The sequence below is a fragment of the Mycobacterium sp. Dal123C01 genome (genome assembly GCF_052566995.1).
Map to the genome: position 1 here is coordinate 3,277,189 of NZ_CP199580.1, position 16,798 is coordinate 3,293,986.

Annotated in this window: 13 protein-coding genes, 1 tRNA gene and 1 pseudogene; 9 read left to right on the forward strand and 6 right to left on the reverse strand. The window is 60.8% G+C overall.

Features of this window, described 5'->3' with window-relative positions; genetic code table 11:
• Positions 1 to 43: 43 nt before the first annotated feature.
• Both ACTXG5_RS15490 and ACTXG5_RS15495 read left to right on the forward strand, forming a co-directional pair.
• Positions 44 to 469, forward strand: a complete 426-nt coding sequence (locus ACTXG5_RS15490) for an MmpS family transport accessory protein (protein WP_445159649.1) — start codon at positions 44 to 46, stop codon at positions 467 to 469.
• Positions 466 to 3,402, forward strand: coding sequence for an MMPL/RND family transporter (locus ACTXG5_RS15495; protein ID WP_445159650.1), 2,937 nt, complete (start codon positions 466 to 468; stop codon positions 3,400 to 3,402). The genes ACTXG5_RS15490 and ACTXG5_RS15495 overlap by 4 nt, the downstream gene beginning before the upstream one ends.
• A gap of 326 nt (positions 3,403 to 3,728) precedes the next feature.
• Here ACTXG5_RS15495 and ACTXG5_RS15500 read toward each other — a convergent pair whose 3' ends face one another.
• Positions 3,729 to 4,139 carry a DUF6130 family protein gene (locus ACTXG5_RS15500; protein ID WP_445159651.1) on the reverse strand — a complete coding sequence of 137 codons (411 nt, stop codon included), beginning with the start codon at positions 4,137 to 4,139 and terminating at the stop codon, positions 3,729 to 3,731.
• 511 nt (positions 4,140 to 4,650) lie between these two features.
• Between ACTXG5_RS15500 and ACTXG5_RS15505 the strand changes: the two genes are divergently transcribed.
• The 3 genes and pseudogenes from ACTXG5_RS15505 to ACTXG5_RS15515 all read left to right on the forward strand — a co-directional run.
• Positions 4,651 to 5,667: an alpha/beta fold hydrolase gene (locus ACTXG5_RS15505; RefSeq protein WP_445164439.1), complete on the forward strand. Its 1,017-nt coding sequence runs from the start codon at positions 4,651 to 4,653 to the stop codon at positions 5,665 to 5,667.
• Positions 5,668 to 5,980: 313 nt separating this feature from the next.
• Positions 5,981 to 6,054, forward strand: a tRNA-Ile gene (locus ACTXG5_RS15510).
• A 112-nt stretch (positions 6,055 to 6,166) separates the two neighbouring features.
• Positions 6,167 to 6,529: pseudogene (locus ACTXG5_RS15515) on the forward strand (helix-turn-helix domain-containing protein); the annotation flags it as partial.
• Between the two features lie 125 nt (positions 6,530 to 6,654).
• On the opposite strand, the gene ACTXG5_RS15520 reads toward ACTXG5_RS15515, so the two are convergent.
• The 3 genes from ACTXG5_RS15520 to ACTXG5_RS15530 form a co-directional block, all read right to left on the reverse strand.
• A complete protein-coding gene (locus ACTXG5_RS15520) occupies positions 6,655 to 7,587 on the reverse strand; it encodes a hypothetical protein (protein ID WP_445159652.1) in 933 nt (310 codons plus the stop codon).
• A gap of 70 nt (positions 7,588 to 7,657) precedes the next feature.
• On the reverse strand, positions 7,658 to 8,128 hold the full coding sequence (locus ACTXG5_RS15525) for a hypothetical protein (RefSeq protein WP_445159653.1): 471 nt from the start codon (positions 8,126 to 8,128) through the stop codon (positions 7,658 to 7,660).
• Between the two features lie 770 nt (positions 8,129 to 8,898).
• Complete coding sequence (locus ACTXG5_RS15530) at positions 8,899 to 9,474, reverse strand: hypothetical protein (protein ID WP_445159654.1); 576 nt, start codon at positions 9,472 to 9,474, stop codon at positions 8,899 to 8,901.
• A gap of 168 nt (positions 9,475 to 9,642) precedes the next feature.
• Between ACTXG5_RS15530 and ACTXG5_RS15535 the strand changes: the two genes are divergently transcribed.
• From ACTXG5_RS15535 to ACTXG5_RS15550, 4 genes are all read left to right on the forward strand, one after another.
• A complete protein-coding gene (locus tag ACTXG5_RS15535; RefSeq protein WP_445159655.1) occupies positions 9,643 to 10,815 on the forward strand; it encodes a hypothetical protein in 1,173 nt (390 codons plus the stop codon).
• A complete protein-coding gene (locus ACTXG5_RS15540) occupies positions 10,812 to 11,258 on the forward strand; it encodes a hypothetical protein (RefSeq protein WP_445159656.1) in 447 nt (148 codons plus the stop codon). The genes ACTXG5_RS15535 and ACTXG5_RS15540 overlap by 4 nt, the downstream gene beginning before the upstream one ends.
• 1,051 nt (positions 11,259 to 12,309) lie before the next feature.
• Positions 12,310 to 12,855, forward strand: coding sequence for an MmpS family transport accessory protein (locus ACTXG5_RS15545; protein WP_445159657.1), 546 nt, complete (start codon positions 12,310 to 12,312; stop codon positions 12,853 to 12,855).
• Positions 12,852 to 15,782 carry an MMPL/RND family transporter gene (locus ACTXG5_RS15550; protein WP_445159658.1) on the forward strand — a complete coding sequence of 977 codons (2,931 nt, stop codon included), beginning with the start codon at positions 12,852 to 12,854 and terminating at the stop codon, positions 15,780 to 15,782. Before ACTXG5_RS15545 ends, ACTXG5_RS15550 begins: the two co-directional genes overlap by 4 nt.
• Positions 15,783 to 15,932: 150 nt before the next feature.
• Here ACTXG5_RS15550 and ACTXG5_RS15555 read toward each other — a convergent pair whose 3' ends face one another.
• Together ACTXG5_RS15555 and ACTXG5_RS15560 are read right to left on the reverse strand one after the other, a co-directional pair.
• Positions 15,933 to 16,409: an EXPERA domain-containing protein gene (locus ACTXG5_RS15555; RefSeq protein ID WP_445159659.1), complete on the reverse strand. Its 477-nt coding sequence runs from the start codon at positions 16,407 to 16,409 to the stop codon at positions 15,933 to 15,935.
• Positions 16,406 to 16,555: a hypothetical protein gene (locus ACTXG5_RS15560; RefSeq protein ID WP_445164626.1), complete on the reverse strand. Its 150-nt coding sequence runs from the start codon at positions 16,553 to 16,555 to the stop codon at positions 16,406 to 16,408. The genes ACTXG5_RS15555 and ACTXG5_RS15560 overlap by 4 nt, the downstream gene beginning before the upstream one ends.
• Between the last annotated feature and the right edge of the window lie 243 nt (positions 16,556 to 16,798).

Genomic DNA, 16,798 nt, shown 5'->3' on the forward strand with positions numbered 1-16,798 from the left:
GCCTTAATATCAGCCAGTCGAGCATTCCTAATCGGGGGGCGCGGTGTTAAGGCTTCTGAAGCGGACATGGGTTCTGCTGGTCGTGGTCGCGGCACTGATCATCGGCGGCGTTGCAGTGGACAGACTCAACGGCGTTTTCCCAGGTCCCGGCGTTCCCAAGCCCGATCCCCGGGATGCGACGCCGCCGTACGCGGCCAAAACCGCCATCTACGAAATCCTGGGACCGCCCGGGACAACAGGCGTCGTCAACTGGATGGATGCGGATGCACAACCGCAGAAGGCCAACTTCACCACGTTGCCGTGGTCGCAGACGATAGTCGCCGAGATGCCCGGCATCTTCGCGTACGTCGTCGCCCAAGGTGACAGCCCCTCCATCGGTTGCCGGATCACCGTCGACGGCAAATTGGTCGATCAACAACAGGCCAACACGCGCGACGCGCAGGTTTCCTGCCTGGACAAATCCGCGTGAGCGACGACGCCAGCGACACGGACGAAATCCCCGTCGCGCAGCGCACCGAAGTTGAGCGCAAACCGCGGATCGCCCGCACCATCCGCATCCTGGCGCTGCCGATCATCGTGATCTGGCTGCTGATCGCGGTCGGCGTCAACGTCTTCGTCCCACAGTTGGAGGCGGTTGCCGAGGACGTCTCGGTGCCGCTCTCGCCCTCCGACGCGCCTTCGGTGACCGGGATGAAGCACATCGGGGAGAAATTCAAGGAGTACGACTCCGACAACCTCGTCCTGGTGACCCTGGTCGGTGAGAAACCTCTGGGGGAGGACGCTCACCACTATTACGACGATCTGGTCAAGAAGCTGCAGCAGGACACCCAACACGTCGAACATGCGCTGAATTTCTGGGGGCAGCGCTTCACGTCCTCGGGTGTCGAGAGCTACGACCACAAGGCCGCCTACGTCCAGGTCAACCTGCGCGGCGACCAGGGCGGCGCCGTCGGCGACAAGTCGGTCGACGCGGTTCGCAAGATCGTCGCGGACTCAAAGCCGCCGCCGGGGGTGAAGGCCTACGTCGCGGGTCAGGGAGCCCTGACCGACGACACGATCGTTGTCGGTAACGCGAGCCTGTTCAAGATGACGATCATCACCGTCATCATCATCGCGATCATGCTGATGTTCGTCTATCGGTCCATCGGCACGGTGCTGCTGACGATGGTGATTCTGTTCGTCGGACTGGCCACCGGCCGAGGCGTGGTAGCGCTGTTGGGCGACACCGGCATCATGGGGCTGTCGACGTTTGCCGTCAACTTGCTGACGGCGCTGGCCATCGCGGCCGGGACCGACTACGCGATATTCATGGTGGGCCGCTACCAGGAGGGGCGCGAGCGGGGACTAGACCGCGAAGCCGCCTACTACGACACCTTCGCCGGGGTTACCAAGGTGGTGATGGGCTCGGGGTTGACGATCGTCGGGGCGCTGGCCTGTCTGCATTTCACTCGGCTGCCCTACTTCAGTTCGCTGGCGTTTCCGTGCGCAATCGGTCTGCTGGTGGTGGTGGCCGCCGGGGTGACCCTGACACCGGCGCTGATCGTGTTCGCGAGCGGCTTCGGTCTCTTCGATCCGAAGCGAAAGTTCAACTACACCCGGTGGCGCCGCCTGGCGACGGCCATCGTGCGGTGGCCGGCACCCATCCTCGCCACCTCCGTCATCCTGGCGATTGTCGGCGCAATGGGATTGATGGGCTTCAACCCGCGCTACAACGACCTGTACTACCTACCGCAGAGTGCGTCCTCAGTTCAGGCGTACACCGCGGCCGATCAACACTTCACCCAGGCACGTTTGAATCCGGATCTTCTGATGGTCGAATCGGACCACGATCTGCGCAATCCCACCGACATGCTGGTCCTGGACAAGATTGCCGGAGCCATCTTCCGGGTGCCCGGCATCGAACGGGTGCAGAGCATCACCAGGCCGCTCGGCCCGCCAATTCAAGACGGATCCATTCCGTTCCAGCTCAGTGTGCAGAGCGCGCCCATCCGCGACAACCTCAATTACCTGAGGGCCCGTGTCGGCGACATCAAGAAGATCACCGGTTTCCTCGACACCCAGATCGCCCTATTAGAACGCCAGTACAAGGTGACCCAGGATCTCGCGAACGCGGCGGACGACAGCTCGAAAACCACGGGCGAGACGGCGGCGATCACGGATGAAATCCGGGACCACATCGCTGATTTCGATGACTTCTGGAGACCGATTCGCAGTTACTTCTATTGGGAGAAGCACTGCTACGACATCCCGATGTGCTGGTCGCTACGAAGCCTGTTCGACGCCCTGGACGGGTTCGATCAGCTCGCCGAGCATTTCCACACACTCACGAAAGACCTCACCGACACGGCGAGATCCACGCGCGAACTGCTGGCGATTATTCCTGAGAATATCGCTGTCTCGAAGTCGATCCGCGATACGACGCTGACCATCTACAGCACGTTCGACAGCCTGATCGATCAGTTCGACCGGCTCACCGACACGAACGCCGTGATGGGCAAGTCCTTCAACGATTCTCAGGTGGAGAGCCTCTTCTACCTGCCGCCCGAAATCTTCCAGAACTCGGACTTCCAGCTGGGGTTGAAATTGATGGTGTCGCCGGACGGCAAGGCCGCTCGCTTCATCATCACGCACGCAGTGGATCCGGCGACGACCGAGGGAATCGCGTCCGTCAATCAGGAGCGCCAAGCGGCCAAGGAGGCGCTGAAACTCACCTCGCTGCAGAACGCCGACATCTACCTCGGCGGTACGGCCGCAACGTTTTACGACATCGCCAACGGCGCCAAGTACGACCTGATGATCGCCGGGGTGGCCTCGATCGTGCTCATCTTCATCATCATGGTGATCGTCACCCGTGCATTGGTCGCCGCGGGCGTCATCGTCGGCACGATCGTGATGTCGCTGGGGGCCGCCTTCGGGTTCTCGACACTGATCTGGCAGCATCTTCTTAATTTCCAGTTGCACTGGGTGGCAACCGAATTCGCGTTAATCGTGCTCTTGGCGGTGGGGTCGGACTACAACCTGATGCTGGTGTCCCGGATCGAGGAGGAGATCGGAGCCGGCCTGAAAACGGGACTCATCCGCGGCATGGGTGTTACCGGCCCGGTGGTGACTGCCGCCGGTGTGGTGTTCGCCGCCACCATGGGCACGATGATCACCAGCGATCTCCGAGCGATCGGCCAATTCGGCACGACGATCGGCATCGGCCTCCTATTCGACACCTTCGTCGTCCGAACGCTCATCACGCCGTCGATCATGACGGTGATGGGACGCTGGTTCTGGTGGCCGAAGCGGGTACGGGTCCGCCCGGCCAGCCAGATGCTTCGGTCCGTCGGGCCGCGCCCGCTGGTTCGTGCACTGTTGTACCAGCCGCGGCACGCGGTCCCGCCGGATCCGCAGACGTAACGGCCTGCAGCACAGCACGCGCCCGCCGAGCGCAGATTGCGGCGCCCTGTTGAAGTGCGCCGTCAGGGCTTCGGATGAGCTACCCGACGATCCGAACGCGTTGGTGTTCCCCTTCCTTGAACCACCCGCCCTCGGGATGGCGAGATAGTCGGAGTGCTCGCGCCCATTCGGGAAGTTCGCTCATCGCCATATTGCCTCGTCATCAGTCGAATCTGGCCGTCAGCACAGATCGTCTAACGTCACGGCACTCAGATCATCACAGTGGACTCCGGTCCGAATTGCGAGTCGGGATCGCTGGAATTGGTTGCGTGCCAGCAGATTGCGATTCAGTGCGGGTGTTGTTCGCTAATGTCGGGTACGACGAAGCTAACGGCGGCACGGTCGAGAAGATGGTGGTTGGCGTCAGCCAGGATCACATCGATTTTGTGCGGCCCGGGTAGCAGCCCGACGATGATGAGCGGCTCACCGCTGGCGTCAGCCCAGTGCCACGGAGCGTCGTCGAGAGTTACGTGAATGTGGCCGATCCGAGGTGTGACGGCGAGTGCGTTTGGGCCGAACACCGGTTCAATGCGCAGGTTCTCGGCTCGATACTGGATGAAAACCTGTCCTTTGGCTAGTGCTTCGGGGACCGGCTGGTCAACAACGATCTTCGCTGGTGGCTGCGGTGCGGTGAGGGGTACGACTGCCGGCGGGCCGAGCACGTCACGGGCACTCTCGGTGGTCGCTGTAGCAGGCATCACGGTGCTACGCCCCAAAATAAACGTTGCCAAGGCCAACGCCGACCATAGTGCGAGTACTAGTGATTGGCGCACCAATCGCTCCTTTCTCGGCGGAATTCGGTGGTCCTCGCAGCAGTCGGGTTGAGGGGTTGACGAAAATCCATGAGATTACTGTGGTCGGCATCCGAAGCGGCCAGGACTCAATGCGCGTCAACAACCGTCTAGATCGCGCCAACGTTGTAAGACGTTGCCGGCGTCTGGTCCCTCCGCCCCGCCAGCTGTGATCGAATAGCATTGACCGTGTGGCCGAAATATGTTGGAGTATAACATATTACAAATGGCGGTTCTGTAATCGTGCCATGAACTCGTCGCGACAGTTGTCCGGTTGACGGGCCAGGTCGATGATTGGGTACCAACGAAGTGGATCTGAATGTTATGCCGCCACAGAAGACGATCCGCAACGACCTGTCTTGTCGGAAAACTCGTGCGCCCACCACGCGCACACTCTCTGCCTGGAAGGAATGAGGCTGTGATCAATCGTCGTGATTTCGCAAAGGGTATCGGTGTGGCGGCAACAGCAGGCGTCGCTGCGTGTTCTATGGGTTCGCGTGCGGCGCGGTCCACGACGGCAGGTCCCGCGTCGGCACCACGGACGTCCTTCGGGGCGCTAAAGCAAATCGACGCTGGCCTACTGAATGTCGGGTACGCCGAGGACGGACCACCTGATGGGCCGCCGGTAATCCTGCTGCACGGTTGGCCGTACGACATCCACAGCTACCTTGATGTAGTACCCCGGCTGGCCGCCAAGGGGTACCGGGTTTTGGTGCCGTATCTGCGTGGCTTCGGCAGCACTCGGTTCCTATCCGAGAGTACCGTTCGTAACGGCCAACAAGCCGCGCTGGCAACTGATGTCATCGATTTCATGGATGCCTTGAGGATCGAGACCGCGGTGATCGGCGGTTTCGACTGGGGTGCGCGTAGCGCTTGCATTGTCGCCGCCGTGTGGCCGCAGCGCACCAAGGCACTGGTGTCGGTCAGCGGTTATCTCATCGTCAACCTTGAAGCCAACCAGCAGCCACTGTCACCGCGGGCGGAGCTGGGCTGGTGGTATCAGTACTACTTCGCCACCGACCGCGGCAGGCGCGGCTATCAGCAGAATACTTCCGAATTCAACGAGCTGATTTGGCACACCGCCTCGCCCACCTGGAATTTCGATGCCGCGACCTATGCTCGGACGGCCGCGGCGTTTTCCAACCCCGACCACGTTGACGTGGTGGTCCACAATTATCGCTGGCGGCTCGGCCTGGCCCAGGGCGAAGCGCGCTACAACGACCTCGATGCCAAACTTAAACCCAGTCCTGCGATTACAGTCCCGACGATCACCATCGGCACCGATTTCGACGGTGCAGCCAAGAGCGGCTTGCCTTACCGACAAAGGTTCGCCGGCAAGTACGATCACGTGATCCTCGATGGCGTCGGGCACAATGTCCCGCAGGAGGCGCCCGAGGAGTTTGCTGGTGCCATCATTCGCGCCGATAGCTTGTAACGATCATCGCGGATCTACGAAGTGGCCTCTAGCAATCGCTTAGCAGTGGGCGAGCTGAGGCGTCGGGCGGGCGCCGTCCGCGGTCGGAGCGGTTCAGTGCGCCACTGATGCGATGCTTCGGTCGAATACCCCCGCACCCTGGCTATGAGAGCTACCGCGCCAGCTGCGGGTCCCGCGAGATCAGGACTCTTCCGCCTCCGCCCTAATCGTCGCCTCGGGCGGGGGAGCCGGGCCGCCTAGTGGCGGCACCAACTCAGGCACACCACCGCATTGCGATCGGTGCTGGCGCTAAGGTCGACGTCGTGCCACACCAGGGGCGGTAGCTCAGTTGGTTAGAGCCGCGGACTCATAATCCGTAGGTCGCGGGTTCGAGCCCCGCCCGCCCCACCTATTGTCTTGTGACTTCGGCTGATGCTTGACATTTCTGTTTCGGGTGATGCCTGACGGTGTTTCGGCTGATGGTTGACAGTTACTTCGGTTGATCCTTGACACTCCCTAGATGAGGGAGTTGAGCGTGGCCGAGCAGAGGTATGCGGCTGTGTTGGCGGTGATTGCCGATGGGTTTTCGGTGTCGCAGGTTGCCGAGAAGGTGGGAGTTCGCGCCAGACGCTGCACTCCTGGTTGGCCCGGTATGAGGCGCAGGGTCTTGAGGGGTTGGTGGATCATTCGCATCGGCCGGTGTCGTGTCCGCATCAGATGCCGGCCGTGGTCGAGGCTGCGCTGTTGGAATTGCGGCGCTCGCGCCCGTATTGGGGGCCGCTGCGGTTGGTGTTCGAGTTAGCCAAGCGTGGTGTGGTGCCGGTGGTCTCGGAGTCGGGCGGCCTATCGGGCGTTGGTGCGGGCCGGGTTGATTGACCCGAGTAGGCCGCGGTGAGGATTTTCTTTACTGGGATCGACAAGGACAGTGGTTCGACTCCCCGCCACTCATTTCTATCTGTCACGCCCTATCCTGCTCGGTTAGAGAGCACCTCCGCGGAATGAACTGTCTTATTCGCGATGGCTCGCGATCCAGAGTCTCAGTGCTTCGTTTCCTATGTCCCGGCTCTGCCTTCGCGTCATTGCGCGAGAGCTAGCGATCTCGCGGACCTCGTCCACGAGTTCAGGCGCGACAGACCACGGCAGGTTTTGGGGGTTCCCCGGCTGGGCCCGCACAGGGGCCGCAAGCAACTCTTGGCGAGGAAACAGGCTGACCAGCGACATCATCTGCTCGAGTGATATTTCGATTTTTTGCCCATCGGCAAACCACTTGAGTAGGCCGTTACCGGCGCTAGCATCGACGACTCCGTGTTTATGGACAACGTCATTTCGGATGTTCCGTATGTCGCCAAACAAGGGGCTCCGGATATCGAAGCGAGTCCAGGACGCGCCATCACTGTCTGATCCGTGTGCCGTTGCGAGTCGTCGACGATACGACTCCTCCCACAGGGCATATATGTATGTAAACCATTGGCTATAGAGCATGTACTGGACTTCCGGATATTTGTCACGGGAGCGGAGTCCCTGGCCTATGAGAAAGGTCGTGATCCCGGCGTCCGTGGCTTCGTGTATATCCCGCATGTGCAACCGGCCTGGGCCGCCCTCGCTGACGAGGCGAAACGAGGCAATATCGAGGTAGTCACCCTTCTTACCCTGCTCCCACTCCGCCAGAGTCCTGGCTATGGTTCCTTGGCCGGTCAGCGTCACGGCGAGCGACAAAAGATAGTTGCGCTCGAGATCGTCTACGAGTTCCGACACCGTTTCTGAATCTGGTTCCATAAGCCTCATACGTCCGATAGCGGCATCGATCGCGGGAACAATAAGGCTAAGGTCTGCCGCGACTTGATTCGTGCTCCACGGCGGCGGTTGATCGAGAAATTCCCGTACATCCTCGACGACATCACTAAGTGCGCGATCTAACTGACATCCAGGAGGGAGATGCATTGCATCGTACTCACGTACCATACGCCCCGGTTGGATCGTCCATAAACCCGGTCCCGTTCCACGAGTGAATTTATTTGGGCGAGGTGCATTCGTGATTTGATGACGCAACGCGTCCAACACGAACCGTGCATCTTGCAATATGTCGATCCAGCGTGCCTTCATTGCGCGGGTCACTCGCGGTTGCGGTCCAGAAGCGGCGCCAGGCGAACGTTGCCCGCGTCGATTCCGCCGTCTCTTCGACACGATCCGGGTCTAAAACCGGGACTGTTGCGGCTAACCGGCCTAGAGCCTCATACGAGCGATGACGGACTCGGTGAACCAACGTGCCAAGCGGTGCTTTAATGCCCGATACGGCACGCTGATCCGTGCGCGCTGCCGGCCTTAGCTCCACGATCTGACCATCTTGCGGGTTGAACGCGAGCTTTTTGGCGTCCACTTGCCAAACGCCCGGTTGGCCATCTGCGCCCTTAGTCACAACGAACTCGCCGATATCAATCAGTTCAACTGCGACCTGTTCGAGATCGTTTTCTGTGAGAGCCACGCTCCTGAACGTAGCTCGCGGCCCGAGGATTTCTGCGTATGGCGTCTGCATCACGTCCGATGTCGGTCGAGGGCGGCGCCTCGGTTGACATTGAGCGGCTGCGTTCTTAACCATGGACAACCGCCCCGATCCAGGGGCCCTGTACGTCGCGCGCGACAAGGCTTCTTGACCGGGCCGTCCTCGCGTGAGCCCCTGACTCTTAATCAGCGGGTCCGGGTTCGAAACCTGACAGGGAACCGTGGGAAAGCCCTGCTTAGGCCCGCGCAGGTCCTTAAGGCCCAACCCCTGTTGTGCCAAGAGTGTGCAAACACAGCACGACAATCCTGGGACAGTGTGGACGCGAACCGACCGCCGAACTGGGCATTTCACGACACGATGACAGTGCATGGAACGCGCTAGACCGTCTGGCTCGGATTTACACGCCAGCTGCTGGCGGTTCGGCACTACAACAAACACTCCCGAGCCGCTCAAAGTGAGTACGCGATCGCAGCCGCTGTCACAACGTTGTCACAACTGGGACCGAACTGAAGGAGTCGTCGGGGGACCGCGAGGATGCGGTTATCGCTGGTCAGGTGGTGTCGACAGCTATTGTGAGACAACGAAATTCGGCTTACGTCCGGCTGGGGGTCAAGTGGTCGCAGGTTCAAATCCTGTCAAACCCGATGGAGGGGATGGCAGGTGAGACCAGATTCATGAGGAATCGGCTCCGTCCTCCAATGCTCCTTGGGGGTACGGCCGGCAACATAATTTCCGATAAGCGCTTCGCCCAATCACGATGCGAACAGTTCACCGTTCCAGTCCGAGGGTCGCGCGGGCGGCTTGGCGAAACGGACTGGCACGCCGCCAATATGAACACCATTTGTCAGGTCGCTTGATCCGGTAATGAAGTGGACATGCTGGATCAGCCAGCGAGATTCCCGGAGACGATTGGTGAGGAGCGAGCGAGTGACCACAAGTGAGGCTCCGCTCTTCCTGATCCCGGTCCGCTTGATACTGGGGCCTGTCATGTAGTTATTCCAGAGCACGATTTTGTTGGGGCCGACCCGCTCCGTGTAAGTGCCGTGCGCCGCGAAATCGCGGACGTGTTTGACTCGGTCGAATACGTCTCCAAAGTTGGACACATCAGCCGCCGTGCCTAGCTCTTTGGCGATAGCCGTTACGAGTCGCGGTCTTTGACGGTCAGGCAGTCGGGTGAGAACATTCTCCTCGTTGAGAAACGCTGCCAGACTGGGCGCGTGTTTTTCGACGTAGAGGCTGACCAAATGGTCAGCCACGACCTGGAGCTTTGAGAATTCGCCGACTAGTTCCAGTGCGAGTGCCGACATGTCGCGCTTCCCTGGCGTCATGGTCACTACTCCTGAAGGTGGTAGGGCATGGCTCAATATTCTTAACGTAGCGCCGACTGGGGTGACGGTCGATGCATTTTGTCGCGCAACACGCCCTTGTTCAGCGCTGAGCAGTCGCGGAGGCTGAATTGCTGGAGACAGGCGATATGGTAGCGCGGTGGGAAATTCATGAGCATAGACGTGCTCATTAGCGGCACGGCGACGCCAATCGACCGCGCTGTGTTCACGGCATTGTTGGAGGATTCCGTCGCCAGCACCTACGTCGCCTATGGCAAGGCGCTTTCTGCCGGGGTGATCTCATTCACCGACCTCGTAAAGTTAGCCCGACACGGAGAGATCCCGTACTCGTTGTTCTTCGCGCCGCCTCCCCTGGTGCAGTGGCAGCTTGCGGCCAAGACTCGTAAGCTGCTGGCCGGTCTGACGAAGACGACGTTCTCGGTGAACTCGCGCGACATCGTGCAGTTGCGCGACATCGAACTCATTTTAAAGGATCTGCTGCGAAAGCAGGAATTGCTCAAGAAGCACGACGCAACGCTGGCCAGGAATGCCATTATCGGTCTTCTGGCTAAGCCCGGTAGCAGCGTCAAGTCTGACGCCGACAAGCTGATGCGTGCGCTCGGCCTCACTCGCGATGCAATGCGTTCCGTGGGGGATAAGGATGCGATGCTGGCATACCTAATAACCCATATGGAGGCGAAGCAGATCCTCATCTCGCAAAGCGCCAGCACTGTGATGCCTCAGCGGCTGAAGGTCAAGTTCAGCGGGTTGACCGTTAAGGACAACAAGATTCCGTACATCTTCCTCAAAGGAGGCGACCCTGGCGATGATCAAGAACCAAGCGGCCGCCGTATCTTTACGCTGACGCTGCTCGCGGTACTCGTCGCACGCAGGATCTTCGCTCCGGTCACGTACGACGGAAGCAGCATTGGTCCGAACGTAGGCCGTGAGTACGACATCGTCGGTGAGATCCTCATGCCTGCCGCGGACATCCGTGTCCACAACCTTGCGTCTCTAGAAGATGTGAAGGCCCTAGCCGACGAGTTCAATGTGACTCCGAGCGCGATGACGGTAAGAGCCATGCGGCTCAACATGTTCGCCGGCGAAAGCGCAAAGTCCTACCTTGACGAACTGGCGCGGGAGTACGGCCGCCGCGACAAGCCCAGCATGCGGTCTCCGCTGGCCGTGAATGCCGTCCGCAAGTACAACGGCCGAGAGTTCTCGGTCCGGATGCTCGGCGCACTTGACTCGCAGAAGCTCTCCCGCAAGGAGTTCTGCCGGTCGGTGTGCCTCAACCACATCAAACCCACCCAGATCGAAGACTTCCGAGCGGCAGTGCGTTGACCGACCACCAGTACTTGGTCGACAGCAACGCGCTGTCCGTCTTGTCGAAGAACCAACGGGGAGGCGTGTTCTTTCGCACCCACTGCCACATTCCGGACGAAGTGCTCTATGAGGCCAGGGGTTTTCCAGACATAGGTGAACTCAAAGCATGCAGGTACGAGACGACCACCAATGTTCTCCGATACTTGATCACAGTGATGGCCACAGTCCCTTACGCCGATACCAAGCTCGTTGATGTCTACGCCAACCGCGGCAACGCCGACCCGCTCATCGTCGCGTGCGCACTGGATGCGCAGGGATGCGATGAGGGCATGCTCTTCGGTCCCGTGTGGGTGGTGGTTTCTGACGATGACGCCGTACGGGGAAAGGCAGCCGAGTTCAAGATCGAGTTGCGGACCAGCGGGGAGTTCTCGGCGATTCTCGACGCTGCGCAAGCCTCCTGAGTCAGCTCGACACACACCAACCTTGGCGCCTTTCTTTATCCACGCGGCGCAGGTAGCAACATGCCCAACTCGTTGACGCATGGCTCGCAACCCGCCGGGCTGCCGTATCGGACACCCTGCATGGCCCGAAGAGTCGCGGAAGGAATACAGCTGCTCAGGACGCCTAAATCACGCAATTCTAACGACGACGCCGACGACAGTTGCTTGCTCAACTGCGCCCACAACACAGCATTCGGTCCGCCAAAAGCCTGTTCACGGCACCTGCCCGGTCCTTGCGGTCTGGGAGTCGGTGTCGCGCGCGATGGTGCCAGCGGCGGGTGTCTTCGTGTAGTGGTTATCGGCGGAGTTGGCGGTCACCGTTTATTCACCGCCAATGGCCGGGAAACAACCCGAATTGGCCGGATTCGGCTAGTGTTGTGAAAACTCAATCCGTTTGTTGCGCAACGATAGTCAGGGAGTAGCGGGTACTGTCGGGATAGCGGGATTGGTAATCCGTTGGTCGCGGGTTCGAGCCCCGCCCGCCCCACTTCAGGGCTGGCACCCCCAGCCGGTCGCACCAAACGCACTCCCACAAAACACTTCCGAAGGATCCTTGCCAATGACGACCGCGCCCACACCATGCACATCGTCGCCGCAAACACCGACCTGCGGCTGCTGCCCGACATCGTGGCGGCCTCAGTAGACCGCAACGAGCGACGACGCACCCAGCGCGCACGCGCATGGCGCCGCGAAAGTGCGCAAACTCGAGCGCGTCAAGCTGCGTATCAACGCTTCGCCATCGCCAGATAGCAGGCGGCTGCGCGTGAGCGTAGCCGAACCAAGAACTATGGCTACGAGCGCGAATTATGAACGAGGGGTGGGTAATCGTTCCGCCGCACTTGTGTTTCACAAGTTGTCCTTGGCGAAGCAGCGACGGTCCAGGGAGTGTCTGAGTTCGCGGACGGCTCAGTTCGATGTGAGGCCCGGACTATCTCGTTGTAGGTTAGAGTGCCTAAGCTTACTTCTAAGCTAATTAGTTGAGTAGCCTTCGCCCCTGGTTAGGAAAGCGCCCATGACGACCACCGAGCCGCGGAGAGAGTCGCGGGCTTCTACGGTGCCCCCAAGCGCCGAGGAAAAAGTCGGCCCACAGCGCGCCAAGAAGCAGGGGCTGCTGGGCCGTTTCTGGCTGGTGCTCACGATCGTGGCCGTCGTCGCGCTGTCCGGGTTCGTCGTGCACCGGCTGCATGACATCTTCGGCGTCCACAGCGGTTCGTTCGGTGGTGGCACGTCGGGCGAGGTCCTCGACCAGTTCAACGCCAAGACCATCACGCTCGAGGTCTGGGGCTCACCGGGCAGCACGGCAACCGTTAACTACCTCGACGAGAACTCCCACCCGCAGCAGGCCCTCAACGTCCCCTTGCCCTGGAGCACAGTATTGAAGTCAACGAAGCCCGGCATCCCGGCAAATCTGGTAGCGCAAGGAGACGGGAGTTGGATCGCCTGCCAATTCGTCGTGGACAACCACGACGGGCGCGGTGAGGTGATCAAGGGTGCCAATCAATCGCCCCCCAACGAAAACGTCAATGCCTTCGTCTACTGCCTGGACAAGTCCGCATGAGCGAGACCACCGAGGCTGCGCGGCGCGTTGATCAGCCGCTGATCCCGCCGTTCCTGCCGCGGATGATCCATCGGCTTGCACTGCCGATCGTCCTGATCTGGCTGGGCATCGTCTTCGTCAGCAACACCATCGCGCCGCAGCTGGAGGTCGTCTCCAAGAACCACGCGGTGTCGCAGAGTCCCAAGGACTCGGTGTCGTTCCAGTCGATGATGCGCGTCGGGTCGACGTTCAAAGAGTTCAGTTCCGACAGCTCGGCAATGGTCCTGCTGGAGGGCGACAAACCGCTGGGGGCAGAGGCCCACCGCTATTACGACGAGATCGTCAAGCGACTCGAGCAAGACAAGAAACACGTTCAGCACATCCAGGACTTCTGGAGTGATCCCCTGACCGCCGCGGGCTCCCAGAGTCACGACCAAAAGGCCGCGTACGTCCAGGTCTACCTCGCCGGCAACATGGGCGGCGGGTTGTCCACCGAGTCCAGCGAGGCCGTCCGCAAGATCGTGAACTCGGTGCCGGCTCCGCCGGGGATCAAGGCCTACGTCACCGGGGCGGCTCCGTTGTTTGCCGACCAGTCCCATGCGGGTGAGAAAGGCGTCGCGAAAGTCACTCTGGTCACCCTGCTCGTGATTGTGGTGATGCTGCTGTTCGTCTACCGCTCGATAAGCACCGTTCTGATCATGCTGACGATGGTCTTCATCGAGTTGGCCGCGGCCCGCGGTGTCGTCGCGACGCTCGGAAACTACAACATCATAGGGCTCTCCACGTTCGCCAATAACATGCTCGTGCTGATGGCGATTGCCGCCGGAACGGACTACGCGATCTTTGTCGTCGGCCGATATCACGAGGCCCGCGGCCTGGGCGAGACGCGTGAAGAAGCGTTCTACACGATGTTCCACAGCACGGCCCATGTCGTGCTGGGGTCGGGGCTGACCATCGCCGGCGCGATGTACTGCCTGAGCTTCTGCCGGTTGCCCTATTTTGAGTCACTCGGTGTACCGTGCGCCGTCGGCATGCTGGTCGCGGTCCTGGGGGCCTTGACTCTGGCACCGGCGATCCTGACTGTGGCATCGTTCTTCAAGCTGCTGGACCCGAAGCGAAAGCTGCAGACCCAGGGCTGGCGACGCATCGGCACCGCCATCGTCCGCTGGCCCGCACCGGTTCTCGCGGTCACCATCGCCGCCGCATTAGTCGGCCTGCTCGCTCTGCCCGGCTACAAGACGGACTACGACACCCGCCACTTCCTGCCGCAAGACACCCCGGCCAATATCGGTTATACGGCTGCTGACCGGCACTTCAACCAGGCTCGGCTGAATCCTGAGCTGTTGATGATCGAGACCGATCATGACCTGCGTAACCCGGCCGACTTCATCGTCCTGGACAAGGTCGCCAAGGCGATCTTCCACATCCCCGGTATCGGCCGGGTGCAGACCATCACCCGGCCGTTGGGCACGCCGCTCGACCACAGCACCCTCGGTTTTCAGATGGGTGCACAGGCCGCAGGGCGGCTCCAGACCCAGCACTATCAGGAAGAGCAGGCGAAAAACCTGCTGAACCAGGCGGACGAGCTCAAGAAAACGATGGCAACGCTGCATGAGCAGATGCAGGTCACCCAGGATCTGAGCAACACGACACACGAAACCACCAAGCTCACCAAGGAAACGGTGAAGATCACCGAGGCGTTGCGCGACGACATCGCCAACTTCGACGACTTCCTCCGGCCGATCCGTAGCTACTTCTACTGGGAGAAGCACTGTTACGACATCCCGGCCTGCTGGGCAATCCGGTCGGTGTTCAACGCGCTCGACGGCATCGACCAGGTGGCTCAGAACATCGAGAACCTCAGCGCGAATCTCGACAAGCTGGATCAGATCCAGCCCAAACTCGTAGCGTTGATACCCCCGCAGATTGAGAGCCAGCAGCACAACCTCGACACCATCATGTCGAACTATGCGATCACAAAGGGTCTCAACGACCAGGCGAAAGCGCAGGCCGACAACGCCACCGCGCAGGGCGATGCCTTCGACAAAGCGAAGAACGACGACACGTTCTACCTTCCGCCAGAGGCGTTCAAGAGCCCGGATTTCGCGCGGGGTCTCAAACAGTTCATATCGCCGGACGGGCGCGCTGTCCGGTTGATCATCTCGCATGAAGGCGACCCGGCGACGCCTGAAGGCGTCAGCCACATCGAGCCGATCAAGCAGGCCGTGCACGAGGCGATTAAGGGCACGCCCTGGGAGGGCGCCAATGTCTACCTCGGCGGTACCGCCGCGACGTACAAGGACATGCACGACGGCTCCAACATCGACCTGTTGATCGCCGGAATTTCCGCGGCCACACTGATTTTCGTCATCATGTTGGTGATCACCCGAAGCGTCGTTGCGGCCTTCGTGATCGTCGGTACGGTGTTGCTCTCGCTGGGCGCCTCGTTCGGACTCTCCGTGCTTCTATGGCAGTACATCCTGGGGATCAAGTTGCACTGGATGGTGCTGGCGATGGCGATCATCCTGCTGCTGGCGGTCGGCTCGGACTACAACCTGCTGCTGATATCGCGGTTCAAGGAGGAAATCCACGCCGGGCTCAAGACGGGGACGATCCGCGCGATGGCCGGTTCGGGCTCGGTGGTGACCGCCGCCGGTCTGGTGTTCGCCGCCACCATGGCCACGTTCATGTTCAGCCCGCTACGGGTGATGGCCCAGGTGGGTACGACGATCGCGCTGGGTCTGTTGTTCGACACCTTGATCGTGCGGTCGTTCATGACCCCGTCGCTGGCCACCTTGCTCGGGCGCTGGTTCTGGTGGCCGCAGCATGTGCGTCCACGGCCGGCCAGCACCATGCTGCGACCGTACGGACCGCGTACGGCCGTGCGCGCGCTGATCCTCAACGACGTTGACGAAAGCCCGCCGGGCGGACTGGTCAAAAAGCGCTAAAAGCGATGTCGAAGACCTGATTCGAGCGCTGGGAGCTGCCAACGTAGCCGTCCGTCAGCGCGACGATGGCCGATGGTGACCGCACTTGTATCCGCGGGCCACGAATTCGCCTTCGAAAAATGTGCGGACGTTGATGAGAACGCCTCCTGCTCAGGCTATGCGAGGCCAGAATCGATACGCCACCAGCAGCGGCACGATCACCCAGGGGAGGTTGAGCGGCAGGTAGGTCGCCAGGTGTGAGGGACTGTCAGGTCCGAGGAATGTCTGCATGAAGTAGAAGTACATGTTCACCACCGCGCTGACGGCGTACGCCATGGCCAGTGCAGGCAGCCACGGCCACGATTTGAGCTTCCACACGCCGATGGTGAGCACAACGAGCAGCGGAAGTTGCACGAAACCGTCGTACAAAAGCGAGGCCCGCAAGGCCGGCGGCATGACGAGATGCTGCGGCTCTTGCTCGACACCCCAGGTGTGTAAAGCACGCAAAGGTGGCCACGGGCTGTCAGAGGCGACGGGAACTCCGAGGCCTTCCGGCAGACTCAACGCAAGCGCGTTGATGATGCCGAGCACGAAGGCTGGGAGCAGGAGGTAGTCGAGCCGGCGCCGGACAAGGGTGCGGGAGTTCATCGGGAATCCGTTGCCGGGTCGGCGGAATTGGCTCGGCCAGTGCGCATGTCGGCCGCGGGGGAGGCAGCAATGTCCTCGTCGAGCGGGCGTGCGCAAAAGTTGGCCAGGAGATCGCGCTGCATCTGCTCATCTTGCATCACAGTCATTGGTTTCGAGCTCAACAGCGCCGGTACGATGGGTTGGCGCACACGAGAATCATTGAGATCTGTTCGGCGACGGCATACCCGCAGCATCTGGGTTCCCGTCTCTAACAACACTTCCCGCAAGACAGCCTTGGCTCGTTCCGCCTCGACCGGCATCGGCTGTTGTCTTTGCGGTCTTGCGTCTGGGCGCGGGCGTCCAGGGTCGGTATCGTCATACCGTATTCATATACCGAAGGTCGCAGGTTC